General features: G+C 41.8%; 19 protein-coding genes. 12 read left to right on the top strand and 7 right to left on the bottom strand.

Annotation, left to right across the window (positions count from 1 at the left end):
* Positions 1 to 58 precede the first annotated feature (58 nt).
* The 10 genes from ACH11B_RS25630 (at position 59) to ACH11B_RS25585 (ending at position 14,118) form a co-directional block, all read left to right on the top strand.
* Positions 59 to 1,330 (top strand): adenylosuccinate synthase, encoded by a 1,272-nt coding sequence (locus ACH11B_RS25630; protein ID WP_377611145.1) that lies wholly within the window; start codon positions 59 to 61, stop codon positions 1,328 to 1,330.
* A gap of 82 nt (positions 1,331 to 1,412) precedes the next feature.
* The gene (locus tag ACH11B_RS25625; RefSeq protein WP_377611143.1) at positions 1,413 to 2,453 is read left to right on the top strand and encodes a succinylglutamate desuccinylase/aspartoacylase family protein; all 1,041 of its coding nucleotides are present in this window, start codon (positions 1,413 to 1,415) and stop codon (positions 2,451 to 2,453) included.
* Positions 2,454 to 2,739: 286 nt separating this feature from the next.
* Entirely contained in the window at positions 2,740 to 4,173 is a 1,434-nt protein-coding gene (locus tag ACH11B_RS25620; RefSeq protein ID WP_377611141.1) for a phytoene desaturase family protein, read from the top strand.
* Positions 4,174 to 4,440: 267 nt separating this feature from the next.
* Entirely contained in the window at positions 4,441 to 7,494 is a 3,054-nt protein-coding gene (locus ACH11B_RS25615) for a SusC/RagA family TonB-linked outer membrane protein (RefSeq protein ID WP_377611139.1), read from the top strand.
* Between the two features lie 11 nt (positions 7,495 to 7,505).
* Complete coding sequence (locus tag ACH11B_RS25610) at positions 7,506 to 8,840, top strand: RagB/SusD family nutrient uptake outer membrane protein (protein ID WP_242627243.1); 1,335 nt, start codon at positions 7,506 to 7,508, stop codon at positions 8,838 to 8,840.
* Between the two features lie 13 nt (positions 8,841 to 8,853).
* On the top strand, positions 8,854 to 10,221 hold the full coding sequence (locus tag ACH11B_RS25605) for a DoxX family protein (RefSeq protein WP_377611137.1): 1,368 nt from the start codon (positions 8,854 to 8,856) through the stop codon (positions 10,219 to 10,221).
* 12 nt (positions 10,222 to 10,233) lie between these two features.
* Positions 10,234 to 11,862 (top strand): hypothetical protein, encoded by a 1,629-nt coding sequence (locus ACH11B_RS25600; protein WP_377611135.1) that lies wholly within the window; start codon positions 10,234 to 10,236, stop codon positions 11,860 to 11,862.
* Positions 11,846 to 12,418: a c-type cytochrome gene (locus ACH11B_RS25595; RefSeq protein WP_377611133.1), complete on the top strand. Its 573-nt coding sequence runs from the start codon at positions 11,846 to 11,848 to the stop codon at positions 12,416 to 12,418. Before ACH11B_RS25600 ends, ACH11B_RS25595 begins: the two co-directional genes overlap by 17 nt.
* Before the next feature lie 2 nt (positions 12,419 to 12,420).
* Entirely contained in the window at positions 12,421 to 13,683 is a 1,263-nt protein-coding gene (soxC, locus tag ACH11B_RS25590) for a sulfite dehydrogenase (RefSeq protein ID WP_377611131.1), read from the top strand.
* A 72-nt stretch (positions 13,684 to 13,755) separates the two neighbouring features.
* Positions 13,756 to 14,118 (top strand): response regulator, encoded by a 363-nt coding sequence (locus ACH11B_RS25585; protein ID WP_377611129.1) that lies wholly within the window; start codon positions 13,756 to 13,758, stop codon positions 14,116 to 14,118.
* A gap of 76 nt (positions 14,119 to 14,194) precedes the next feature.
* Here ACH11B_RS25585 and ACH11B_RS25580 read toward each other — a convergent pair whose 3' ends face one another.
* The 4 genes from ACH11B_RS25580 to ACH11B_RS25565 all read right to left on the bottom strand — a co-directional run bounded on the left by ACH11B_RS25580 (position 14,195) and on the right by ACH11B_RS25565 (position 16,635).
* The gene (locus tag ACH11B_RS25580) at positions 14,195 to 14,956 is read right to left on the bottom strand and encodes a hypothetical protein (RefSeq protein ID WP_377611127.1); all 762 of its coding nucleotides are present in this window, start codon (positions 14,954 to 14,956) and stop codon (positions 14,195 to 14,197) included.
* Between the two features lie 112 nt (positions 14,957 to 15,068).
* Complete coding sequence (locus tag ACH11B_RS25575) at positions 15,069 to 15,365, bottom strand: hypothetical protein (protein ID WP_377611125.1); 297 nt, start codon at positions 15,363 to 15,365, stop codon at positions 15,069 to 15,071.
* Complete coding sequence (locus ACH11B_RS25570) at positions 15,340 to 15,858, bottom strand: hypothetical protein (RefSeq protein WP_377611123.1); 519 nt, start codon at positions 15,856 to 15,858, stop codon at positions 15,340 to 15,342. The genes ACH11B_RS25575 and ACH11B_RS25570 overlap by 26 nt, the downstream gene beginning before the upstream one ends.
* Positions 15,859 to 16,419: 561 nt before the next feature.
* The gene (locus ACH11B_RS25565; RefSeq protein WP_377611121.1) at positions 16,420 to 16,635 is read right to left on the bottom strand and encodes a hypothetical protein; all 216 of its coding nucleotides are present in this window, start codon (positions 16,633 to 16,635) and stop codon (positions 16,420 to 16,422) included.
* A 488-nt stretch (positions 16,636 to 17,123) separates the two neighbouring features.
* Between ACH11B_RS25565 and ACH11B_RS25560 the strand changes: the two genes are divergently transcribed.
* Together ACH11B_RS25560 and ACH11B_RS25555 are read left to right on the top strand one after the other, a co-directional pair.
* A complete protein-coding gene (locus ACH11B_RS25560) occupies positions 17,124 to 17,849 on the top strand; it encodes an MBL fold metallo-hydrolase (RefSeq protein ID WP_377611119.1) in 726 nt (241 codons plus the stop codon).
* A 157-nt stretch (positions 17,850 to 18,006) separates the two neighbouring features.
* Positions 18,007 to 21,036, top strand: coding sequence for an amino acid adenylation domain-containing protein (locus ACH11B_RS25555; RefSeq protein ID WP_377611117.1), 3,030 nt, complete (start codon positions 18,007 to 18,009; stop codon positions 21,034 to 21,036).
* A 37-nt stretch (positions 21,037 to 21,073) separates the two neighbouring features.
* On the opposite strand, the gene ACH11B_RS25550 is transcribed toward ACH11B_RS25555, so the two are convergent.
* The 3 genes from ACH11B_RS25550 to ACH11B_RS25540 form a co-directional block, all read right to left on the bottom strand.
* Positions 21,074 to 21,601 (bottom strand): GNAT family N-acetyltransferase, encoded by a 528-nt coding sequence (locus tag ACH11B_RS25550; protein WP_130856775.1) that lies wholly within the window; start codon positions 21,599 to 21,601, stop codon positions 21,074 to 21,076.
* 87 nt (positions 21,602 to 21,688) lie between these two features.
* Positions 21,689 to 23,083 carry a PLP-dependent aminotransferase family protein gene (locus ACH11B_RS25545; protein WP_377611115.1) on the bottom strand — a complete coding sequence of 465 codons (1,395 nt, stop codon included), beginning with the start codon at positions 23,081 to 23,083 and terminating at the stop codon, positions 21,689 to 21,691.
* 110 nt (positions 23,084 to 23,193) lie between these two features.
* Positions 23,194 to 25,173: a glycoside hydrolase family 127 protein gene (locus ACH11B_RS25540; RefSeq protein ID WP_149106017.1), complete on the bottom strand. Its 1,980-nt coding sequence runs from the start codon at positions 25,171 to 25,173 to the stop codon at positions 23,194 to 23,196.
* Positions 25,174 to 25,178 lie beyond the last annotated feature (5 nt).

Here is a 25,178-nt window from a genome sequence, read left to right as displayed (position 1 = left end):
AATGGGAATTTAAAAATTAGCGATCAAATTTGGATCGTAATTATTTAATTCATCAAATATGAAAACAGATGTTGTTTTAGGTCTTCAGTGGGGAGACGAAGGTAAAGGTAAAATCGTTGATGTTCTGTGTGACCGGTATCAAGTGGTGGCCCGATATCACGGTGGATCAAATGCCGGACATACCCTGGAATTTAATGGACAGAAGGTGGTGCTTAGCGTTCTACCGTCCGGAATTTTTAACCGAAAAATTCGTAATGTAATTGGCAGCGGTGTTGTATTGGATGTGGCTGCATTACGGCGCGAGCTGAATGCACTCGAGTCCTTGGGGCACCGGGTCATCGATTGGCAGAATCTGCTTATTTCGAAAAAGGCACATTTGGTTTTGCCGACACATTGCCTCCTGGATCGCTTTGCAGAGGAGCGCTTAGGAGAACGGAAAATTGGATCCACTCAGAAAGGGATTGCTCCAGCCTATGCGGACAAAATTCTTCGCAAAGGTATTCGTGTTGGTGATCTCTTGCAACCCGACTTTGCGCTACGCTGTCGAAAATTGATGGAGGACCATGCTAAACAACTGCAGGTATTGTTTTCAGAAGAAATTGACCTGGAAACACTTTATCAAAAGTTTATGGAAAACATCAATATTTTACGCCAGTTCACCCTTATCGATACCGAACCCGTACTCCAGGAAATTTTAAATAGCGGAGGCCGGATATTAGCGGAAGGAGCTCAGGCGACTCTACTGGATTTAGATCATGGCTCTTACCCTTTCGTGACTTCCTCTAGTACGCTTTCCGGGGGTGCCTGTGTGGGCTTGGGAATCGCTCCGCAGCGAATAGGAGAGGTATACGGGGTCTTTAAAGCGTATTGCACTCGTGTTGGAAATGGGCCCTTTCCAACCGAAATAAAAAATGGAGACACCAAAAAATTAAGGGAATTAGGCAATGAATTCGGTGCTGTAACCAAAAGGCCGCGAAGAACGGGGTGGTTGGATCTCCCTGCCTTGAAATATGCGATTATGCTGAACGGTGTTACTAAATTGATCATTACCAAGGTGGATGTTCTCAGCGCCATGGAAACTGTTCAGGTCTGTACACATTATTTGGTAGATGGCAAACGAATGGATCTCGTGTCAACCTGGGTGGACAGTGATAAGGCGACACCTGTTTTTAAAGAATTTAAAAGTTGGGGCAATGTAAACGGGATCCGTGAAAAATCACAATTGCCGGTGACCTTAATAGACTATGTTACATTTTTGGAGAAAGAGCTCGGGATACCAATTGTCTATGTCTCCGTTGGTCCGGATAGAACGCAGATGGTCGAAAGATAAAAGTACGATTTCTTCATTTTCGAATTTCGTATATTAGCCTCGCACGTGTTAAACGGGCTTTCAAGAATTCAAAACACGATCGATGCGATATATCCTATTCATAGTAATGTCTCTTTATTTTCAAACTACTTTCGCGCAAAGCCTTTTAAAGGGAGCGTTGGATGGAGCGAGACCGAGGAAAGAAAACCTCAGTTTACGAGTTGATAACCATAAGGATAGCTTGCTTGCTTTGCCTGTATCGGTAATGAGAGGAGCAAAACCCGGACCAATCTTCACAATCGTTGCTGGTATACATGGCTTTGAATATCCGCCTATTATTGCTGTTCAGGAGCTGATGAAGGAAATAGATACAAAGCAATTGACAGGCACCCTTATCATTATTCCGGTTGCGAACACTGCTTCTTTCTACCGTAGATCACCCTTTGTCAATCCGATAGATCATAAGAATCTTAATAAATCCTTCCCGGGTAAATACGATGGCACCGCTACGGAGCGTTTAGCGCATCTAATTAGTCAGCAGGTTATCCCCAACAGTGATGTTTTTCTCGATATTCACGGCGGTGATGCAAATGAAGACTTGTTACCTTTTGTTTGTTATTATGACCGTCGGGATAAAGCAGAACAAACGAGGGTGGCAAAGCGATTAGCAGAAGCAAGCGGCTTCGAGCATATCGTATCATATCCATACACTATTAGCGACGATGAAGCGGCACTTTATGCATTTAAACAAGCTGTTCAAGATGGAAGAATCGCATTGAGTATCGAATGTGGCAAACTGGGAACGGTACAGATCAGTGCGGTAAAGAAGATAAAACAAGCCGTATACAATTGTTTAAAAGAAATGGACATGTACACGGATGCAACAAAATCAGACCTTGCCCGGACCAAGGTGCACTATAACCGGCAAGAATATATCAGCTCACATGGCCAAGGCATTTTCTATAGCACCTTGCTTGCGGGGGATCGGGTTACCAAGGGACAACAGCTGGGATATATCACGGATGTTTTCGGAAATAAATTGCAGGATGTTATTGCAGGGGTGCCGGGTGTTATTCTATATAAAGTAGGAACGCCCCCGGTTAATAAGGGTGAAACACTTTTCTGTATCGCATATTCCGAGTAACGGAAATGCTGATTACGACCAACTTATAATTTGTTTATAAGATTTCCTGTGTACGGAGGTTCAGCTGCCAAAATTGCGGCGTCCTATGGATAACGGGTTGCCCATGGGAGGCACAGTTAAAGGCTTTACTATATAGTGCGACTAGGTTGTCCGTCTGAAAAAAAACATATCTATTTGGTGGATTTTTATTAGTTTAGCAAAAAGGTTCGTAGGGTCCTGAGGTTTAGTGATGTAAAAAGCCGATAAAATGATATGCAAAGACGTCCACTGAAGAAAGGAGCGATGAATGCCTAATACTGATTATGATGCAGTAGTAGTTGGCTCAGGTCCTAACGGTTTAGCCGCCGCTATTTTATTGCAACAACAAGGCTTAAATGTGTTGATTGTTGAAGGCAAGGACGTTATCGGAGGTGGTATGCGTAGTGCAGAATTAACATTGCCCGGTTTCATACATGACATTTGTTCGGCAGTGCATCCCATGGCAGCGGCCTCTCCATTTCTTGGTAGCTTGCCTTTGGCGGATTATGGTTTGCGTTATATCGATCCCACGGTATTAGCGGCCCATCCACTTGACGGGGGAACGGCTGCGGCCTTATACAAGGATATTGGACAAACTGCGGAGACTTTAGGTATAGACCGAGCATATTATTCGGACTTGATTGAACCGCTGGTAACTTCGTGGCCGGATATTGTAAATGATTTATTAGGGCCGTTCGGTTTTCCTAAACACCCATGGAAATACTTAGGGTTTGGTTTAAAGGCGGGACTTCCAGCTACCTTGTTTTCAAAACGCTTTAAAGGGAAAGAGTTAAAAGCTTTATTTGCAGGTATGGCTGCGCACAGCCTCTTAAATCTTGACCAACTCACTACGTCTGCAATTGCCTTGGTACTTACAATGGCAGGCCATCGCAGCGGTTGGCCAATTGTAGAGGGAGGAAGCCAGCAGTTGGCGCAAAGCATGGCAGCTTATTTTTGCGCATTGGGCGGTAAGATTGAAACAGGTATTTGGATTCGGTCGCTTGCACAATTACCCAAAGCACGTGCTGTTTTTTTTGATATATCGCCCAAACAGCTACTAGCTATTGCAGGGCACCGTTTTACCTCTTTGTATCGCAAGCAACTAAGTCGTTACCGTTATGGTGCAGGTCTCTTCAAGATCGATTGGGCCTTGAGTGAACCTGTTCCGTTTATCGCGGAATCGTGTAGGCAGGCAGGAACTATACATATCGGTAACACTTTTGAAGAAATTGCATTTTCAGAGAAACTGGTGGCTCAAGGTAGACATCCCGAAAAACCTTTTGTGCTGTTTGCACAGCAGAGCTTGTTCGACGCTTCACGTGCGCCAAAGGGAAAGCAGGTAGGGTGGGGGTATTGTCATGTGCCTAATGGTTCGACAAAAGATATGACGGAGCAGATAGAAAATCAGGTAGAACGGTACGCTCCTGGATTTCGTGACCTTATCTTGGCCCGTCATATTACCAATACGGAAGACCTTGAAAATTATAATCCAAACTATATAGGTGGAGATGTAAATGGTGGTGCGTTGGATTTGAGACAACTTTTTACACGCCCTGCACTCCGTTTTTCACCTTATCGTACTTCTGCCAAAGGACTTTATATCTGTTCTGCTTCAACACCGCCTGGAGGAGGAGTGCATGGAATGGGCGGTTTCCATGCGGCTAAACAAGCACTGAAGGATATTTTCAACGTAACGATTTAGTCCACAAGTGAAAGATAGAACTGTTTTTGTAAAAAAAAGTATATAAAAAAGGTAGATATTATATTCTTTTCAATTTTTTTGTAACTTTGGCTCGAAGATGCGCATCTTGATTTTAAATTAGAACGATTATGAAGATAAAGAATTTACATGCTTTCGTTTTTCGATGTTGATTTGGAGACCAAAATATAAATAAACTATAGGATTTTAATCATTGATCATGATCAATTGGCGTTGCGTGATCAAGCTTTGTAACTTAACCCATTTTTTATGCAAACTCAAAAGAGGAGGGCACAATCCGTGCCATCTCTCCTTTCATTACTTTTTATCATCTTTTTTACGGAACAGTTAGTTGCCCAGCAAACTAAACCGCTTATCAATTCTACACTTCAGGGGCAAGTGCTCGATTCAATAACAAAAGAACCATTACCGGGTGCATTGGTACACATAGAAGGCACTACGCATAGTGTATCCACGGACGAGGAAGGAAAATTTGGCTTTGTTACGGGACAAATATTTCCTTATACACTTGAAATCTCTTATATCGGTTATGAAAAGAAAAAAATAATCGCATCAGAAGCGAAGATTGAAATTTTGCTCAAGCCAGGGTTCAATCAGTTAAACGATGTAGTGGTTGTAGGTTATACTACGCAACAGCGGAAAAACTTAATCGGTTCGGTTACGAAAGTGAATCCTGCTGAGAGTAAGGATATTCCGGCAGGTGGTTTTGATGCGCAATTGCAGGGTAAAGTATCGGGTGTTCAAATTTCCAGCAACACAGGTGTACCTGGGGAAGCTGTAAATATACGTTTACGGGGGGCAACCTCCATCAATGCCAGCAATGATCCCTTATATGTTATCGACGGGGTATTTTTAAATACCAACAGTTTACAAACTGTTAATACAGGAGGTAAGGCAACATCTCCTATAGCCGATATCAATCCGGCAGATATAGAAAGTATTGAGGTTTTAAAAGATGCAGAAGCAACGGCGCTCTATGGTTCCCGTGGTGCAAATGGCGTTATTATTATTACAACCAAACGAGGTAATTTTAATCAGAAGCCGAAGGTGGCACTCAATCTTTCACAGGGAATAGCAAAGGCAGCGAAACTTTGGGAGCTAACAACCGGGCCTGAGCATGCTACGCTGGTAAATGAATACTATCGAAATATTGGTCAACCAGAGCTCTTTCGTCCGGTAACGGAAGTGATAAATGGCATTGCAGGCAGAGGTTTGCCGGAAGAGCAGCAAACCTATGATCGCCTTGGTGAGGCTTTTCGTACGGCAGCATTAACCAATGTCGATCTGTCAATCAGTGGAGGCGCTATCGGGACCCGTTATTATATTGGTGGGGGATACAATCGACAGGAATCCATTCTCAAACCCATCAGTTTTGACCGGCTTAGCTTTAAGGTGAACCTCGATCAAAAAATCAGTGATCGTGTCCAGATAGGAACCAGTAATACCATCGGCCGAACCGGAAGAAATCAAGCTCGTGCAGGTGATGGCCCTCAGGGCGGTTTATTACAGGCAGCCTTACATACTCCTACTTACCTTTCCCCTTATAATGATCAGGGGGTGCTGGTTGGCAGAGCTGGATTTGACAACCTGACGCTATTATTGGAAAATTATGACGTACACAGCACCAGTTTGCGTTATATCGGAAATTTGTATGCAGATATTCAGCTGTCGTCCGACTTAAAATTCCGTTCAACTTTCAGCTTGGATTATAATAATTACGATGAAAGCGAATATTGGAACAACTTACTTATTGCAGGCAGTCCGAACGGTTTAGCCACCTCGGCTATCGGACAGTCTACCACGTGGATCAATGAACAAACCATAACCTATCGAAAAAAAGTCAATCAAAGGCATGATTTCGGTATATTGGTAGGTAATACTTTACAAGGTTCAACCCTTAAGCGCACATCGGCAACAGGCAGGGGGTTTGCCAGTAACGACTTTAAATTGATCTCTTCAGCTGCAACCACTACAAGCAGTCAAGATTGGGAGAAATACAACCTGGCTTCTTTTTTTGGTCGAATCGATTATGCTTTTGACGATAAATATTTGATCGATTTTTCTCTGCGTGCCGACGGCTCTTCGCGTTTCGGGTCTGCTGACCTGTGGGGCTATTTTCCTGCGGTAGGTGCAGCCTGGCGTATCAAACGTGAGAATTTCTTAAAGAACCTCGCTTATTTAGATGACCTCAAAATTCGTGCAAGTTATGGTAGCACCGGAAATCAGAACGGTATCGGTGCTTTTGCAGCGCGCAGACTTTGGTCGGGCATCGGCTCTTCTTATCAAGGGATTCCAGGGATCGCACCTGAGCAATTAGCAAACAGCGAGCTCCGCTGGGAGCGGACCGACCAATTGAATATTGGACTGGATGCAACCTTGTTCAAACAGGCACTGGACATCTCGTTCAATTGGTATCGTAAATATACGAAAGATGGTTTACTTCCGGTTACGCTAGCAGCCACAACCGGTTATGACAGTTATACGAGTAACGCTGCGGAAATCAGTAATAAGGGACTGGAGCTGGCATTGGTCAGTCGGAATATCCGAAAAACGGATTTCTCCTGGCAAAGTTCCTTTAATATTGCGCGAAACGTAAATAAAATAGAAAAGCTGGAGAATCCCTTAAACTACGGTAGCCGTGATCTCATCCTTTTTCAAGAAGGGCACCCACTATATTCCTTTTGGGTTTATAATCAATTATATGTAGATCCGCAAACAGGGGATGTGGTTTATGAGGACGTAAATGAAGATGGTAGGATTACAGTAGCTGATCGGAAAATTATGGGCAGTATTTGGCCGGATTTTTATGGCGGCCTAACCAACAATTTCACCTTTAAAGGTTTCGACGCAAATATCTTCTTCGTATTCTCTTACGGCAATGAGATCTATAACCATAATCGATTTTTCGGGGAAGCGGGGGGCGCGCGTGACGCAGCTCGGGTCATCTTTGCCTCCAACTTAGACAGATGGCAGCAGCCCGGTGATATAACGGATGTGCCCCGATCGGATGGTGTAAATGTGAATAACTACAAAGATGGTGGCAGCAGGTGGTTGGAAGATGGTTCATACCTACGTTTGCGGTCGCTTACTATCGGTTATACCTTGCCGAAGCATGTAACAGATCGCTGGCATTTGGATCGTTTACGCTTCTATTTGCAAGGGAATAATTTGTTTACCTGGACTAAGTACAGCGGTTTGGATCCGGAAGCTGCTGCTAGCAGCGATCCAAATGAGCAGGGTATTGACTTGGGAACACCTCCGCAACCAAGGAGCTTTCAACTGGGGATTAATTTAACGCTTTAATGGATTTTTTCATGACGACATTAAAAAATACAACTTTTGTTGCCTTTATCATGGCTATGGTTTCCTGCAGTAAATTTTTAGATGTTGAACCAAAGGCTTCTATTTCAGGCGAAAATATTATTGTAGACGAAACTTCTGCAAATGCCGCTTTGAATGGTGTGTATAGTGCATTGCGAACTTATTACAGTGTCGACTTCCAGTCAATTGCTTATCTATCCGGAGATAATATTCAGTGGACAGGTTCGCAATCGCAGGTGCAGGAATTTATAAACCATCAAGTGAATGCAGAGAACGCAACAATCACGAATACCTGGAAGGAAATTTATGTAGCCGTCAACAGAGCAAATCAAGTAATTAAAAACGTAAATGAGTTGGCAGCCAACGTTATCAGTGAAGATGTACGAAAGCGAATTGCCGGCGAAGCTTACTTTATTCGGGCGCTTGCCTATTTCGACTTGGCTCGTACTTGGGGTGGTGTTCCATTGATTACTGAACCTACGGCCGGTCCTACCGACAACGTGGGTATTGCACGTAGTTCAATAGAGGAGACTTATAATCTGGTTCTGGCTGATCTGAATCGAGCAGAGGAATTACTGCAGGAGACTACCAACCGATTCCAAGCTACAAAGAAAACGGTACGGGCCTTGAAAGCTCGTTATTTTCTTTATCGGGAAAATTGGCAACAGGCAGCAGACTATGCTAGCCTCTTAATCGACGATCAAGCTAATTATAGCTTATTAAATCCCTATTATTCCTTTTTTGCGGACGGAGTGACTGGAACCCGTGAGTCGGTCTTTGAAATTTTTTACAATGCCAATGAGGTGAATCCTCATCGTGGGCAATGGCAGCCACAACAAAATGGAGGGACACGTCAATGGGCGCCGAATAACACGTTCGTGAATTTAGTGAACGATCCAACAATAGGTGGTTCGCGCAGTGCGCTTGTGGCGAAAGACAATCAGAACAGATGGTATGGTAATCTTTATTACCGTAGCCCTGCCACCGATCCCACCTATGTCATTAGGATAGCTGAATTGTACTTAATCCGCGCGGAAGCTAATGCACAGCTCGGAAAACTGGAAGAAGCAGTTCGTGATTTAAATGCAATACGGAACCGTGCCGGTGTACCGCAAACGGCTGTAGGTACGCAAAATGAGCTTTTACTGGCTATTGAAAATGAGCGACGGTTAGAGTTTGGTTTGGAAGCCCATAGATGGTTTGATTTGGTACGAACAGGCAGGGCACAGACCGTGCTTAATATCAGTGATACTAATCGTTTATTGATGCCCTTGCCAGCCGAACAGATTTTAGTAGACAGCGCGCTAGAACAAAATCCGGGATATTAAAATAAGATATAGTATGGCAAATTCAACTATTGAGAAACCACCTCACTGGAGTAGCTTTGAAAAGATTATTTTTCGTTTCTTTTTGATCTATTTACTACTTCAAGCTTTACCGTTAGATTGGAAGTATTGGGCAAATATTTTCAAAATCGATTGGTTTCACCCAACTTTAACCGATCTGTTCAATATAAGTCGGTATACGCCCCAACTGTTATCTTCTTATATGGCAGGCGATTATTGGGGTTTGAATACCTTTGCTGATTGGTCAATTTTAGCATTGATTGCGCTTATTGGTACGCTAGCGTGGAGTGTTTTTGATCGTGGTACGCCACGCGCGTATGATCGCTGGTACTATTTTCTTCGCGTAATTTTACGTTATCGCCTGGCTTTGGGTGTCATTGCTTACGGCTATTTAAAACTATTTCCTTTGCAATCTCCTCCACCAACACTGAGTGATTTGAATACCCCTTATGGTGATCTGTCAGCCTGGAAAATTTTTTCGCTTAGTTTGGGTGTAGCCCCCTCTTTTGAAAGTTTTTTGGGCTTTGTGGAAATCCTAGCCGGACTGCTCTTATTATATCGAAAAACTGTATTCATCGCAACTTTCATTATCCTTAGCTTTACAGGAAATGTGTTTCTTTCCAATTTGGCTTATGAAGGGGGAGAGGCAACATATAGCTTATACCTCATTCAATTTGCCCTTGTTTTGCTGGCTTATGATGCGCCTCGTCTGTATACGTTACTCACGCTTGAACGCGCTGCAGTACCCGCCCGATTCAAACCCGAATATGTAACAAATTACGGTTCTATTGGAAGAATGGTGTTAAAACTCGGCTTTTTATTGTTTTTTGTCGTACTCTATGGGCAACGAGCTTATACGCAATATCGAATGGGGGGCTATCAATTTTCTTCCCGTTCCGGTTTATTAAGGGAAGGCTTTTATGATGTAAGTTCTTTTGTATACGATGGAAAGGAACTTCCGTATGTCAGCAAAAGCAGTTTACGTTGGCGAAATGTGGTTGTGGAAAAATGGCCAACCCTTAGTATACAAACGGCAGTTGGACTGAAACCCGATACACATAACGTCGAAGTAATACATCGCAATGACGAAGCTAAGGCCTATGAATTTGCCGGTAATGGTGCTAGGCGCTACTATCGTTGTGAAAAAAACGATGGAGGAGGACTTACCCTGAATGCCCTACAAAACCATAACGAATTGACGAAATTTTCTTTTTCAACGATCTTCCTTTCGGATAGCACCATCCGGTTGATTGGAAAGGATGCTGCTCAAAAAGTGATCGATATACACTTGCGCAAAATAGATAAGAAATACCTATTAAAGGAAGCGAAGAAAGTGGGCAGACGCAGCCAACTCATATTATAAATTTTAAAAGCCATGGATTCATCAATTGTTTCACCTATTCATTCTTCGATTTCAGAAGAAGCTGTCCAAAATGCAGTGAGCCCTAGTGGCGATGTTTGGAACAAGGGGCAGAAGTTCGGTTTCCGATTGCTGTTTTTGTTTTTTGTTCTCATGTCTATTCCTTGGAATATCCGTTGGTATACAGATCTATTTGCAATTGATTGGACGAGTCTCCACTATCGTGACTTATATGACATTGCGCGGTTTCAACCTTCTTTCCCTATGTTAACTAAGTGGCTTCCCGAGTGGTATGGCTATAATGACTGGATTATCGTATTGTTGTTTTCCTTAATTGGTGCGCTATTATGGAGCGCAGTTGACAAAAAGGCCAGGGATTATCGTAAATTGTATTACTGGTTAATGGTCGTTGCTCGTTATCGCGCCGGAATCGGTATCATCGGTTTTGCCTTCACAAAAGTGCTCCCGGTTCAAATGCCTTATCCGTCAGAAGGCTTGTTGAATACAAATTTTGGTGATTTGACGCCGCAAAAAATCTACTGGTTATCTATCGGTATTGTACCCTGGTATCAGGTGTTTGCAGGTATTGTAGAATTGTTGGCCGGTAGTTTGTTGTTTTTTAGAAAAACAACTTTTTACGGAGCAGCCCTGCTGGTCGGCGCACTAGGCAGTATTACTTTTGTAAATTTTGCTTATGACGGAGGCGTGCATATTTATGCTTCTTATTTCGTGCTCTTTGGCTCATTTATTCTGAGCTATTATGTGCCTGATATCTATCGCTTAATGATTTTGGAACAAGTAACCGTGCCAAGACATTACTACCCTAAATTTCGAAGAAATTGGCAGCATGTTGTCCGTTTCGGTTTAAAGACAGTGGTCCTCGTTTTGTTCTTAGGCGTACTATTTTATGTGCAACTGCTCAATTTTTGGTATGATCCTTATAAGCAACCCTCATCTCCGGGCCTTGCAAAACTCCGAGGCTATTATCAGGTTGATGAATTTTATCTAAATGGCAAGTTAATTCCTTTTAATCCAAATGACTCATTACGGTGGCAGGATTTAACCTTCGAAAAGTGGAGTAGCTTAACCTTTAAAGTTAATAGGGCGCAATCATTGGATTTATCCAATGGGGGTGGTAGCCCGATCCGCGATGTGGATCGTACCTTCGAGATTGCCGGTGTTGCTGGTGGGCGCCGGGTTTATCACTATTATGCAGATACGATTACGCAAACGCTTTATCTGGAAGATAAGAATATTGCTGCGGCACGCTTCCCTGCAAGCGTTAAAAGACGAAATGTTGACTATCCAAATAGGCAAGGAGCCGGGCAAACTGCGATTGATGATATTTATCCAGCGGATTGGATAAGTTCTACGGCTTGGCAGCATATTGGAAAGGAAGATCAAATGATCGACCCACGAGGGGCAACGGCTAGAAGATCCAGAGACTTCGTCAAAGCACCGCTCCCCCTTATTCGAAATAAAATGGTCTTGCAATATAGGACGAGTGATAATGGCTCGACGGTGGTTCTAGAGGGATTAAATGAGTCGCGAGATTCCATTAAAGTGGTATTAAAGCGTCAGCATCGGAATTATACTTTAACCAAAAGCACCTTGGACGCAGGATCCTATGATCGTAAAGAATAAATTGTATACAGCCATTCTATTTTTCATAGGTACTTTTTGGAGCTGCCAACCGTCACCTAAAGATGTAGCTATTCGTCCACGAGAGGAAAACTACCCGGAAAGCTTTGGTTTTGGAAGGATAGTAAAAGAAAATGAAATTACCCAATTCGCAATTTCGGTTGCTCCGAATGGTAAGGGATTACCTGCAGGCAACGGAAATGCAAAAGAAGGAGCGCTAATTTATCAACAAAAATGTGCTTCCTGTCATGGAAAGACAGGCGAGGGAGGGGTTTATGATCGATTAGTAGGAGACCATGGGGTAAAAGAAAAAACCATCGGAAATTACTGGCCGTATGCGACCACCTTGTTTGACTATATAAGGAGAGCAATGCCTTATAATGCACCAGGCTCGCTTGCTAATGATGAAGTTTATCATTTGACGGCTTATTTATTGTCGGCCAATTCATTAATTGCGGATACACTGCACATTAACTCGATTACTTTGCCTAAAGTAAAAATGCCTAATAGATACAAATTTATTTCGGATGATAGGCGTGATGGGCCAATGATTAAGTGAATATGAAAGAGGATAACAAAATAATAAATACGCGGGCAGCTGATAACTTATCCAACTTAAAAATGGATCGGCGAAGTATGTTAAAGGGTACCGCAGCGCTTGGTTTGGTATTGGTTGAAGACTCTTTGGGCCGGGTTACGCAAGTGGCAAGGCAAACACTCCCGACACCGATAACCAACGCAACTAAAATTCAAGGAGCGCCTCCCGGTATTTTAGGCACACGTTCAGTTTTTGAGAAACCGGTTAAATTGCCATCTTTTACTTCGGCGAGAACCCCTTTGCAAGACCTGTATGGAACAATTACACCTGCCGACTTGCACTTTGAGCGAGATCACGCAGGTGTGCCGTTTATTGATCCCTCCAAGCATGACCTGCTTATTCATGGGATGGTTGAAAAACCAATGTCGTTTACCCTAGAGGATATCAAGCGTTTTCCTGTATTTACGCGCATCTGCTTTATTGAATGTTCAGGAAATTTTCGGACCGGAAAGACGACGTTGACACCACAGGAAATTTGCGGATTGACCAGTCAAAGTGAGTGGACCGGCGTTATGCTGTCGACACTTTTTCGAGAGGTTGGCATCAAGAGTAAAGCTAGTTGGTTTATTGCAGAAGGAGGGGATGCGGCTTTGATGACACGAAGTATTCCTTTAAACAAGGCATTTGATGATGCCATGATTGTGTATGCACAGAATGGAGAGGCTATACGGCCTGAGCAAGGTTATCCCCTGCGACTGTTATTGCCCGGATGGGAAGGTAATACGCAAATTAAGTGGTTAAAACGAATTGAATTGACCGATCAGCCTTATATGACACGCGAAGAGACATCGAAGTATACAGAACCTATAGCCGGTGGGAAAATCAGGCAGTTTAGTTTCGTCATGGATGCACGCTCTATCATTACATTTCCATCTTATCCGTTGCAAATCTCCAGGGGATGGGTTGAAATTAGAGGAATTGCTTGGAGCGGGAGAGGCAGGATCCGGCGGGTAGAGGTAAGTGTGGATGCGGGAAGGTCTTGGCAGGAAGCTTCACTACAGGAACCGATTTTACGTAAGGCCCATACTGCATTTCGATATTTGTGGCATTGGAATGGAAGAGCAACATTGATCATGAGCAGAGCCATAGATGAAACAGGATACCGGCAGCCGAGTTATCGTGAGTTAGTTAAAGCAAGGGGAAGCAAGGGCGGATATCATTTCAATCCGATCACCGTTTGGGAAATCAACGGAAACGGAGAGGTGTTTCTTGTTAATGATCGCTAATAATTGAAAAAAGAATGAATTTAATTAGTAGTTAATTTGCGAATTGCTTCTCAAGTGCTATTTTTGTGGACTATGGCGAAACGCATCCTTATCCTAGACGACGATAAAGACATTTTATATTTTTGTTCCATCATTAGTGAGGAATTAGGGCTTGAAGTAGAAACAAGCAATACAACGGAGGATATTGTTTCGCAAGTGCAAGCGAAATCGCCGGATATCATTCTTTTGGACAATTGGATGCCTGGGCCGGGTGGATTAAAGTCTATTGCCTTATTAAAGGGGGACGTTCGGTTTAAGCATATTCCAATTATTTTCTTTTCAGCTAATAACGATTTTGATAAAATAGCACAAAATTCACAAGCTGATGTTTACCTAAAGAAGCCTTTTGATGTTGAACAGTTAGAGCGAGTAATTTTGCAATACTTGAAAAATTGACGTTTTAAGCTGAATGATGCTAATTTAATGGCCGTATTTGAAGTTACCGCTTTCACGATATGTTTCTTCTACTAAATTAAATGCGATATTGTGCCCAATTTCTTTGAATTAATCCTTTAGTAAGTTGCTGCTGACCACGTGTACTTGACTGGAAGCTGGGACTGTCCGATTTAGGATCACCTTTTAGTAAACTTTTTAATATTACGAAGATAGCTATGATCCAAACAACTAAGCCCATGTTGACTTTTGCTGAATAGGATTCCCCATACAATGGCGATGGCTGAAGGAAGTAAAAAGTTATTCGTAAGGCAAATATAATAGCAACGCAGCTGAAAATGACGGGTTTTAGCTTGTTAACAGAAAAAAACTTCGTTATTTTTTTGTATAGCCACGAAAAGTCAACAAAAATTAAGTACAATAGACTTTGACTCATAAACGGAATATTCAAAAACAGTGTATTGCCTAAATGGAAAAAGCACGCTATAAGTAACCATAATCGCCAAGCTCGCTTTGAATGTAAGAGAAAGAAAATCGGAGAGAGCTCAAAAATCACAGCAGCATAGTCCATCGATTCCAAAAGAAGAGGTGGAAAACTAGCAACATATGTTGATAATAAGTAATTACGGCCTTGATCTGAAATTCCACGTTGCGACCAGCCCAAAAAGCCATTGGTTGACAGATCGAAATCTACCCATGCAAGTGCTTTACCTGCCCCTGCCGTGAACATTGCGAAGCAGATAAATACACTAAGAACGGCTAATGCCATATTGGTCCATTCGGTTTTTAAGGCTTTGTCCGGCCAAAGAGCTAAGTCGCAACCCCAATTTGAAAAAGTCATGCATAATAGTAAGGCATAAATTAAGTTTTCGTGATCCACTTTGCCAAATGAATATTGAAAACTAAGCCCTAACAGGCAGGCAGCCAAAAAGAAAATAGAACCTATTCGTGCTTTAATCCCTAACGTAATGGAAATCAAACCAAGAAGTATGATAATATCGATCGATTGAAAAAAAAACAGTATTTGGAAAACTGTTGAATAGATTGCTGAGACATAAAGGAGGAGGCGAAAATAGCGCTTTGGGAACGCTGGCAATCCACGCGAAATTTGGTGTGTTCACAAATAGGAAAAATAACCCAAATATAATTCTAAAGGCACATAGCGATTTAATGTCGAGCTGCGTAGTGTTGAAAATACGACTCCATAAAAGAATATGGATAGATTCAGTCCAAGTTAATAATGCTTTCATAAGAATTGTTTTTTAAGTCTGATAAATGGCCCGCGGTTTTTCCACGTCTTGTCGTCTGCACGACCTTAACTGCCGAACTTTCGAACTCCTCTGTTATTAACCAATCCCTTAGCCATCTTTTAACGGCGATTATATCCGCTGTATTTGCATTTCTAGGTTTAAGTCTTTTCTTCAGTTTTCCAATTAAACCCGATGAACGTAATGTATCAATGGAATTTTTTTTTAACCCGAATGCTTGAAGTATAATAGGCTTATGGTATTGAGTGGGGATTGGAGCGAGTAAAGTCTTTGTATCGATTTTTTCCCATTCCCCTGATTTTTTCTGACCATATAAGCTTATGTCTTTAATCACCCTTTCCTCGGGATTGACAGGTACTTTTATAGCTCCGGTCGGCAACATTACTGCAGGAAAGATTTCGCCATTATGTCCCCACTTTTCCCTGAGCAGAAATGGGACTATAAGTATAAGCATAAGCCATAATGTAAATTTCATTTTAATCATAATTTAAAAATAATTGGTTTATGTCTAATGGATGTTTGAAAAATAAATAAAAAGGACAGTGGGTTAATGTTTTTATGCCATTATCCTTTTGTAAATCTATAACTTCACTTATAAAGTCATAACTCTGAAAATGTTATAAAAAAATATGTTTATTGTATCATGCTTGTAGATTTAGTGTCGGCTAATAACCTGGATAAAATTAGGTCAAATTTCTGATGTTTGGTATATCGGTTTGACTATCAACGATTGAATGGGGAATTTTGTGAAGTTATTTCATGACTTCGCAAATGTGAAATCGTCATTTTCCTTTTAAGAAGGAGCGTGCCGGTCGACTCGAATTTTGTTTGATTAATGTGATTATTAGTTTTAGATTTTAATATGAGCTAATTGATTGTATATAAAATGAGCAAGCGTAATTTGTTTTTGCGTAAATGTAACATATCTGCACAGGGCCTGTTTCTGATATGTCCAAAACTTCACGCGAGTTCGTGGTGCGCTAACGAATATAGGGAAACATCCACGGATAGAGTTATTTAGGTTCAATGCCAATCATTAATTCAACGGGAGATGTAGAACTGATTTAACCGAATTATCTTCGCTTAGTGGATCTCCAAGTTCGCCATCTATTACTAAATAGCCGAGACCATTCCTGTAGCAATAATCTTCTGCCTCATCCCAGTTCTGGGCTAATATATTCGGCCCGATAAACATTTGTATTTCCTGCGTGTCAGGATTGATCGCCTGAAGGTGTGTAGTGAAGGTTTTCATATATTAATTGAGATCGCAACAATCCCTATATGTTCGCATTTTTAAGACCTTATTATGGTTGATTAAATTCATAGGATCAACGTTATGAAACAATGTTCCCAGAGCAAACATAGATAAATTGCTTTTATATGCAAAAAAAAAGTGTACATAATGCGACTATTCGTGTACGATAACTTTACACAACGCTTCTTCAAGCTATCTAAGGCCATTTCTTATTGAAAATTCCTTTTCTGTGGGAACTGAATTTTTAATGAGCGATTTATCAACAACTATTTAGTTCAAGGCATATGGAAACCTTATAGAGTCATCAGAGTAAAAGGCCCCATAAAACCATGGGAATTTGATTAAATATGAAGGGGATAAAATCTCTCTTAAAAAAGCTATTTTTATGGCGCTGCTCGACCGGGTTCTTTCAAATGCGGAATGAACCATAGTATTAGTATGGTAAGTAGAATAAATTAACTGAAACATAGGAGCTTATTTCCAATATGAAAATCATACCACTAAAAGAAGGTAACTACAGTGTCAGTAAAAATAAAGAATTTACAAAACTGAATGAATTGTCACCTGCCGCCGATCTAAAGATGGCAATTAATCCCTTTTTAGTAATTACAGATCAAGAATATCTTCTGTTAGATGTTGGCCTGGGTTTAGTGGATGACGTAAATAAGCCGCTGATACATAGCTTGTTGGAGCAGGAGCAAGTAAAGCCTTCGCGAATTACGAAAATATTACTTTCTCATCTACATAAGGACCATATGGCAGGGCTCGGTAGAATGGAAGAGGGAAGGTTTGTACCCAATTTTCCGGAAGCGAAGATTTTTTTGCAGAAACGTGAATTGGCTTTTGCCTTGGAACAGAAGGATGTTCCATCTTACAATCCTCGACTGCTTGAAAAATTAGCTGAATTACCAAACCTGATTTTTATGGAGGACGATGAGGGGATGATCAGTAATGAAATCTCTTATCAGGTAACTGGTGGACATTCTCCTTTTCATCAGGTTTTTTGGATACGAGAACAGAAACAAACAGCCTTCTATGGGGCCGATAATTTACCGCAACGCGGTTATTTAAAGTTACATATTGCCTATAAAAGTGATTATGATGGTAAAAAGGCAATGATGCTTCGCCAAGAGTGGGAACGGAAGGCCAATAAAGAGCATTGGGCCGTACTTCTATATCATGATATGAAGCTGCCGATATTGAGATTTTAGGGCGATTGAATTGGCTATACATATTTATATATATTTAACCTATAATTAACAAAAAGAGGTTAATAGTAAGTTTAGTCTCGGCTAAAGTACTTTATGTGTAAAATTTTTTCTTGTATAACCATAAATTGCAAAATTGTATTTGTTAAATAAAGATACTATGCAAATACAAGAACCTATTTTAGACAACGATCACTGTACTCATATAGTAGATCGATTGGAGGCCATTGCTTTACGACTTTCCCACAAAGTAGCTTTGGTGTTTGAGGGTACGGAGTATACGTACCAATTTCTAAATGAAGAGGCTAACCGACTAGCCCATTATTTACGAAGTAAAGGGATAACCCATGGATATAAAGTGGCGGTTTGCCTGCGTCAATCACCGCAGCGGATTATCGCTTTTCTGGCCGTGTTAAAAGCGGGGGCTGCCTATGTGCCCATTGATGGTCAGCTCCCGGAAAGCCGTATTCAAACGATGATTGACGATGCAGGGGTCGACTTACTTATAACGGAGCAATGTTATGATTTAACCGCAGGAAATTCGGGGGTCAAAAGTGTGATGCTTGATATGCCGGATCACATTGATTTAGCTCAATATCCAGACAATAATTTAGAACGAATAGTAGAAGCAGATAGCTGTGCGTATATTATCTATACATCAGGTAGTAGTGGTAAACCGAAAGGAGTAATGATCAGCCACGGCGCTTTTTATCATTTTGTGAGTCGACAAGCTAAGGTATTGGACATTAACACAGACAGTAGAACTTTACAGTTCGCTTCCCCAAGCTTTGATGCGGCAGTTATCGATATTTGGGTGCCCTTATTACAGGGCGCTACGGTGGTCTTGTACCCGAACAATAAGATTGTGGGGGAACCTCTGTTGGATTTTATAGTAGCGAATCACATTGATATAGTGCCTCTATTACCACCCGCTGTGCTCGCTTCTTTGCCTGTCAATAAACCTATAGGTAATCTTCATACCATTGCCATAGGGGGTGAAGCAAGTGTAGAGAGCACGGTTCGTAAATGGTATAAGCGAGTCAAGCTGATTAACAGTTATGGGCCTACCGAAACGACCGTAGCGGTAACCAACTATCTGTTTGACCAAGATCCTAACCCTCGTATCATCGGTTCAGCGCTTCCGGGAATTGGTCTTTGGGTTTTAGATGCAGAAATGGAACAGGTACCTGTTGGAGGGATCGGTGAATTGTACATAAGTGGTCCGCAATTGGCTTTAGGTTATATTAATCGTTCTGATGAGACAGAAAAAGCTTTTATAAAAGCTCCATCGTGGTTTGTGAATGAACAGGCTGCCGAGCCCAGACTTTATCGTACGGGCGACCGGGTTATAAAGCGCGCAGATGGCATGCTAGAGTATGTGGGAAGGGAAGATGAACAAGTTAAAATTAGAGGATACCGTATTGAATTGGCTGAGATAGAACATCATATTGCAAAGTTGCCTCAAGTGGCAAGGGCTGCGGTGAAAGTGCATCGTCCCGAGCTGGGTTTGCCATCATTGACTGCATTCGTCCAGCCTATTGCTAATGTTGATGAACATACATTCAGCGATGTCAGGGTCAAGTTGCAACAATTAATGCCTGCATACATGGTCCCGGACAAAGTGGTTGTAATGGAGAAACTGCCACTAACTCATGCGGGAAAAGTCGATAAATCGCAATTGCTAATCCCTTCACAGGAAGATAAAAAAGGTATATCTATTCGGAGAGAGACAAATCTGACCGAGCTTGTTACAAGGATATGGAAAGACTTGCTAGGTTTGGAGCAAATTTCAACCTATGCGAACTTTTTTGACCTGGGCGGACACTCTTTATTGCTGGCCCAATTGCACATGCAATTACCGGAAATGGTGCGGGCCCGAATCGCTTTGCCGGAACTTTATACTTACTCAACCATAAAAGGTTTTGTAGAAGAAGTTGAAAAGAGATTGAATGAAACAGAGGTGTCGCAAAAAATAAAAGCGGAGCAGACTGTCAAAGAATTACTGAATGATGCCGAGCTCCTTTTCGATTTTACCATAGGCGATCTACCAAGTGCAGATGTGTTAGCCAGGCCCCAACATATTTTTCTGACCGGTAGTACCGGCTTTGTAGGCTCGCATCTCTTGGAAGAGCTTCTTCATCAGCACCCACAGGCTTTGATTTATTGCCTCGTAAGAGCTGAAAGTGAAAAAATGGCAAAGAAGAGGCTTACTGATACGTTCGATAAGTTTAAACTTAAATGGCATGCTGATTATGACCACCGTGTGAAGGTTGAAGTGGGGGATCTTTCGCTTTCGAATTTTGGTTTGGAAGATGAACGTTACGCCTATTTAGTGGACACCATCGAAGTGATCTACCACTCTGGTAGCTCGGTGAGTTACGTACAGCCGTATCAACTCATTAAAAAGCCGAATATAGATGGCTTACACCATATTTTACACCTAGCGGTTACTCGTAAAGTCAAATATCTTGTATTACTATCCTCCATGGGCGTGTTTAGTTGGGGGCGGCCTTTTACAGGTAAAACCTGGATGTATGAAGATGATCCAATAGAGCAGAACCTGGATGCGGTAAGTCGCGATTTAGGTTACATACAAAGTAAATGGGTGATGGAAAGCATCGCAGAAAAGGCCAAATACAAAGGCGTGCCGATCATTAATTTCCGATTAGGCTTTGCAGTTTGTCACAGCACTTCCGGTGCTACCGTTAAGAATCAATGGTGGGGAGCCTTAATTCGCAGCTGTGCAGAATTGCAATCATTCCCTTTGGTGATGGGGTTGAAAGATGAATTGACGACCGTGGATTATATGTGCAAGGCAATCACCCATATTGGAAAAAAGCCTGAAGCAGTGGGTCTAAATTTTCACTTGTCGCCTTTGCCGGAAAATGATGTTTCGCTGACCGATTTCTGTGCTAAGATGAATGAATATTTTGGATTGAAACTAGAAGGAATGGCGTATCAACAATGGCTAAATCAATGGCGTTATCATAATGAACTCCCAATATACCCACTTTTAAGCCTGTTCACGGAAGATGTACATGAAGGCAAATGTTTGGTAGAAGCCTATGAAAACACCTACTACTATGATCGAAGCAATACCCAACGCTTTTTGGATGAAATTGATCTAAAGCCGCCCGCATTTACAAAAGAAATCATGCGCCCTTACCTTCAATTTATTGGGGTCATCTAATTGTTTGAATGATATAAAGGAGTAGGAACCTACTCCTTTATATTGTATTTTGATGGATACGTTTAATCAGATACGTTGATGCTAATGGTAATTCTTCCATTTGATAAACGCCGTTTTCTCTACAAAAGCCATTTTGTTCGAAAAACGAAACGAGGGGGTTCTCCAAATATTCGTTAATCCATATAAGATCATAGGACTTCGAAACGGATACGCATTTATCTAATAATGATTCTTTTATCGCCTGTTCTTTATGGTCTTGCAGAATGCCGAAATCGGCAATTCGGATCAGCCGCTGTTGGCTTAAATAGGTGGGTCTTTCTCCTTTGGTGGTTAAACGGGCATAACCAACCGCTTTGTCGTTCGCATATACAACGAGCCATTGATTCGATAAACTATTTATTTCGCGAATAAGCTCATCTTCATTGAAATGTTTTGATAGATAATTCTCGAGTGTTTCCGGGCTCAATAAATGTACATATTTTTCGGTGGCAATAGTGCTTGTTAATTGCATTAAGTCATTTATTCCTTGCTCCGTTCCGACGGTAAATTTAGTTATGATTCTCATTCTTGTAGCATTATGAAGTATACGAAAGTATATAACATTTCAGTAGCATCCTCGATACAGAAATACTAAGACTCTTCAGTACAGCATTTAATGAATATATTTTCCAATTGATTTTATTGCCTCAATTTTCTTAGATGAATATTTGTCCGAGAAAACGACCCTAAAATGATTTTCAAAGGCGTTGGAAAAAGAAAAAGTGTCACCGGGTGTAAACCTGATTCCTGTTTCCTCGCATTTACGATAAAATAGGTCAACATCGATATGCTTTGGCAGTTTTACCCAGAGATTATATCCCCCTTTTGGATCGCTGATTTGCGTTCCCCTTGGAAAACATTCATTTAGTAAGTCAATGGTAAATTGTGCATTTTTTGCGAGTTGTGCTCTAAAAGAACGAATATGTCGTTGATAGCTGGCATTCGATAGCAAGCGATGAACAGTTTCCTGATAAATAGGGGATACTGTACTTCCCAGAACGAACTTAATCTGTTCGGCGCGATGCATAAAATGAGCCGTCGATAGCCATCCTAGCCGAACCCCCGGAGCCAAGGTTTTAGCATAAGAAGAGTAGGTCATTACCGAACCACTTTCGTCGAAACTCCTAATAGTTGAAGGTCGTTCTCCATTAAAAGGAAGGTCGCCATAAATATCATTCTCTATTACGATAAGCCCATGCTTTTGTGCAATGGAAAGAAGACTCTGTTTTTCCTCATCCGTCATCATCGCTCCCGTAGGATTGTGAAAGTTGGGCGTAATGACGAGTGCCTTTACGTTGTTTTTGAGACAGGCTTTCCGTAAGAAATCGAGGTCAAATCCTATTTTAGTGGTAAAAGGAATCTCTATTACTTTTAACTTAAGCACCCTTGCAACTTCAAGAACGGAAAAGACACAAGGGCTTTCGATGGCAATGACATCATTGGTTTCGCAGACTGAACTGAGCGCAATATAAAGAGCTTGTAGGGCTCCGTCAGTAATTAGTAATTCGTCAGGCGAAATAATCGTTCGGTAAATGGCCGCATGACTGATAATTTTATGTTTTAAATCCTGTAAACCATTTGAATCGTAATACCGCAAGAGACCAGCACTTTTATCCCGGATCACTTGCTGCATGGTGCGTAATAACAGTTTCTGAGGAATTAGGAGGTCTCCCGGAGCAGCGACATTAAACTCGGATACAGACCTCTTCAGATTTGCTGAAGTAGTATGGAAGCGATTATTTACAAATATCGGATCTCTTACAATCGGATATACGGTGTTTTCCAGGTCTGTAATCGGTTCACTTACGTAGTAGCCTTTCTTTGGAACGCTGGTCACTAATCCCTGACTTACAAGTCGTTCATAACCGTGTTGCACAGTAGTTGTACTCAAATGGTGCATTTTTTTTAAGTCGCGTACTGAAGGCAATCTTTGCCCTGGCTGATAAATACCCTTACGAATATTTTTTTCAATGGATACAGTGAATACTTCAAATTTATACGACCTCATATAACTGTACTGCCTGTTTAAATATATGTTGCTTTAGAAGCAAACATAACCATTTTAACTATTGGAAAACAGGACAGTACAGTTTAATATCGTCGGTACAGCTAGCTTAACTAAAGACCCTTCGAATTAATCAGCACATTTTTTATTTTAGTAGGTAACCACACTTGCATTTCACCATTGCCTCGATTAGCCCAACAGAAATAAGGAATCGCTGTGATCGTTTGCTTGGTAACCTGAATCGATTTTCCATCACTCGATGGAGTGGCTGCCGGCAGTTTGCTTTGTAAAGTAACTACCCCGCCCAGTAGATCTTTTTGAAAGCTTGCTGTAAAATGGGCGTCTGGAGGTACGATGAAGTTCATAGCGTTATCCTGATTGTCAACTTGCTCTACACAGTAAACGAGTGGTCCGCGTTGTAGGGCAATACGATTTTTATTGGCGACGACTTGATCGTTGGCCGCAATCTTTTTTACTTCCAATGGCATTTGAATACTGACAGCATCGTTCTTGTCCCAAATTCGATCTATAACAACATAACCTTTTTCGATTTGATAAGGAACATTCTTACCATTGACTTGCAAGGTGTATTTGTTTTCCGTAGTGTCTAAAAATCGATAAGTATCGCCTGGAGCTGGTTGACCGAGCAGCCAGCCAGGTATGCGGATATGTAACGGGAACTTTCTTTTTCTATCGGGCGTTACCCGAATATTAACATCGCCCTGCCATGGATAACCGGTCTGTTGTGCTATTTCAACAGTACCTTGGGATAAAGGAATGGCAGCTTTACTGCCTACAAATAGGTTCACCCAAACCGCTTTATCTGAATGTGCATAAATATAATCGCCCAAAGATTCCACTAAACGTGCAATATTGGAAGGACAGCAAGCAGTGCCGAACCACTCGCTTCGGCCGTAGCCGCCATGTGATGCGAGTGGGTTTCCATAGAAAAAACGATTGCCGCTATAGGAGAGACCGTCCAGCGCGCCATTATACAAACTTCGTTCGAGTATGTCGAAATATTTAGCTTCGCCGGTAAGTAGATTCATTCGCTGGTTCCAGAAAACCATGCCGACGGAGGCACAGGTTTCGCAATAAGCGCTGGCATTGGGAAGATCGTAATCTTGACTAAAACCTTCATTTTTTGCAGTGGACCCAATGCCTCCGGTGATATACATATTACGGTATACGACATCTTGCCAAACTGTTTGCATCGCTTGCATGTACTCGGTATTGCCTGTGGCGGCTCCCACATCAGCGGCGCCTGTATAAAGATACATTGCCCGCACCGCATGTCCTGTAATTTCCTTTTGATCTTTCAACGGCACGGCGTCTTGGCAGCGAGCCGGATCTTTTAAGTCGTCCCATGTATGGCCCTTACCGTAACCGCGTCCTCGCTGTTGAAGAAACCAGTCTGCTAACGCTAAATAGCGTTCTTTTTTTGTCATATGATACAGCTTGACCAAAGCTAACTCGATTTCCTGGTGCCCGCTCACCCAAGGCCGGTTTTGTTGCCGAAAAGTAGAATCTATATGATCGGCAAAACGAGTAGCAACTTCCAGGAGTTTTGTTTTGCCGGTGGTATTATAATAAGCAACAGCAGCTTCGATAAGATGACCTGCACAGTAATCTTCATGCATATCCATGTCCGTCCATCGTTTATCTAATCCATTAAGTGTATAGTACGTATTCAAATATCCATCAGGCAGCTGTGCAGCGGCTATTTTATCAATCCACTCATCGGCTTTTTGCTCTAATTGCTGATCGGGGTGGTTTTTGAGCGAATAAGCGATCGCTTCCAAGGCTTTGTAAACATCCGAATCATCGTAATAAATTCCTTCGTGTTTTTCGCCCGAATGTTGTGCCACTTTCTCGAAATTTCGAATACGGGGTGTTTTAACTTCGGTCTGCTCTATACAGACCGGAATGGTTACTTCGCTCACTGTTTTGATTTTTGGCGTCCAAAATTGATCGGTTATTTCAACCTTCGAAAAGTTGACGGGCCGTATAGAGGACAATGTCTCCTGCGCATAAGCATTTCCTATTGCGAATAGGAAGTAACTGCCGATATAAAGCATTCTTTTTCTCGTCATGATAT

Origin of the sequence: Olivibacter sp. EAT-5, from assembly GCF_044784325.1 — a bacterium.
GTDB lineage: Bacteria > Bacteroidota > Bacteroidia > Sphingobacteriales > Sphingobacteriaceae > Olivibacter > Olivibacter oleidegradans.
Note: the sequence above shows the minus strand (reverse complement) of the source record. Positions and strands in the feature narration are given on the sequence as shown.

Excerpts from the sequence above, each read along its gene's own strand:
- ACH11B_RS25630 (WP_377611145.1), top strand. The coding sequence starts at position 59 with ATGAAAACAGATGTTGTTTTAGGTCTTCAGTGGGGAGACGAAGGTAAA.
- ACH11B_RS25625 (WP_377611143.1), top strand. The coding sequence starts at position 1,413 with ATGCGATATATCCTATTCATAGTAATGTCTCTTTATTTTCAAACTACT.
- ACH11B_RS25620 (WP_377611141.1), top strand. The coding sequence starts at position 2,740 with ATGCCTAATACTGATTATGATGCAGTAGTAGTTGGCTCAGGTCCTAAC.
- ACH11B_RS25615 (WP_377611139.1), top strand. The coding sequence starts at position 4,441 with ATGCAAACTCAAAAGAGGAGGGCACAATCCGTGCCATCTCTCCTTTCA.
- ACH11B_RS25610 (WP_242627243.1), top strand. The coding sequence starts at position 7,506 with ATGACGACATTAAAAAATACAACTTTTGTTGCCTTTATCATGGCTATG.
- ACH11B_RS25605 (WP_377611137.1), top strand. The coding sequence starts at position 8,854 with ATGGCAAATTCAACTATTGAGAAACCACCTCACTGGAGTAGCTTTGAA.
- ACH11B_RS25600 (WP_377611135.1), top strand. The coding sequence starts at position 10,234 with ATGGATTCATCAATTGTTTCACCTATTCATTCTTCGATTTCAGAAGAA.
- ACH11B_RS25595 (WP_377611133.1), top strand. The coding sequence starts at position 11,846 with ATGATCGTAAAGAATAAATTGTATACAGCCATTCTATTTTTCATAGGT.
- soxC (WP_377611131.1), top strand. The coding sequence starts at position 12,421 with ATGAAAGAGGATAACAAAATAATAAATACGCGGGCAGCTGATAACTTA.
- ACH11B_RS25585 (WP_377611129.1), top strand. The coding sequence starts at position 13,756 with ATGGCGAAACGCATCCTTATCCTAGACGACGATAAAGACATTTTATAT.
- ACH11B_RS25580 (WP_377611127.1), bottom strand. The coding sequence starts at position 14,956 with ATGACTTTTTCAAATTGGGGTTGCGACTTAGCTCTTTGGCCGGACAAA.
- ACH11B_RS25575 (WP_377611125.1), bottom strand. The coding sequence starts at position 15,365 with ATGAAAGCATTATTAACTTGGACTGAATCTATCCATATTCTTTTATGG.
- ACH11B_RS25570 (WP_377611123.1), bottom strand. The coding sequence starts at position 15,858 with ATGAAATTTACATTATGGCTTATGCTTATACTTATAGTCCCATTTCTG.
- ACH11B_RS25565 (WP_377611121.1), bottom strand. The coding sequence starts at position 16,635 with ATGAAAACCTTCACTACACACCTTCAGGCGATCAATCCTGACACGCAG.
- ACH11B_RS25560 (WP_377611119.1), top strand. The coding sequence starts at position 17,124 with ATGAAAATCATACCACTAAAAGAAGGTAACTACAGTGTCAGTAAAAAT.
- ACH11B_RS25555 (WP_377611117.1), top strand. The coding sequence starts at position 18,007 with ATGCAAATACAAGAACCTATTTTAGACAACGATCACTGTACTCATATA.
- ACH11B_RS25550 (WP_130856775.1), bottom strand. The coding sequence starts at position 21,601 with ATGAGAATCATAACTAAATTTACCGTCGGAACGGAGCAAGGAATAAAT.
- ACH11B_RS25545 (WP_377611115.1), bottom strand. The coding sequence starts at position 23,083 with ATGAGGTCGTATAAATTTGAAGTATTCACTGTATCCATTGAAAAAAAT.
- ACH11B_RS25540 (WP_149106017.1), bottom strand. The coding sequence starts at position 25,173 with ATGACGAGAAAAAGAATGCTTTATATCGGCAGTTACTTCCTATTCGCA.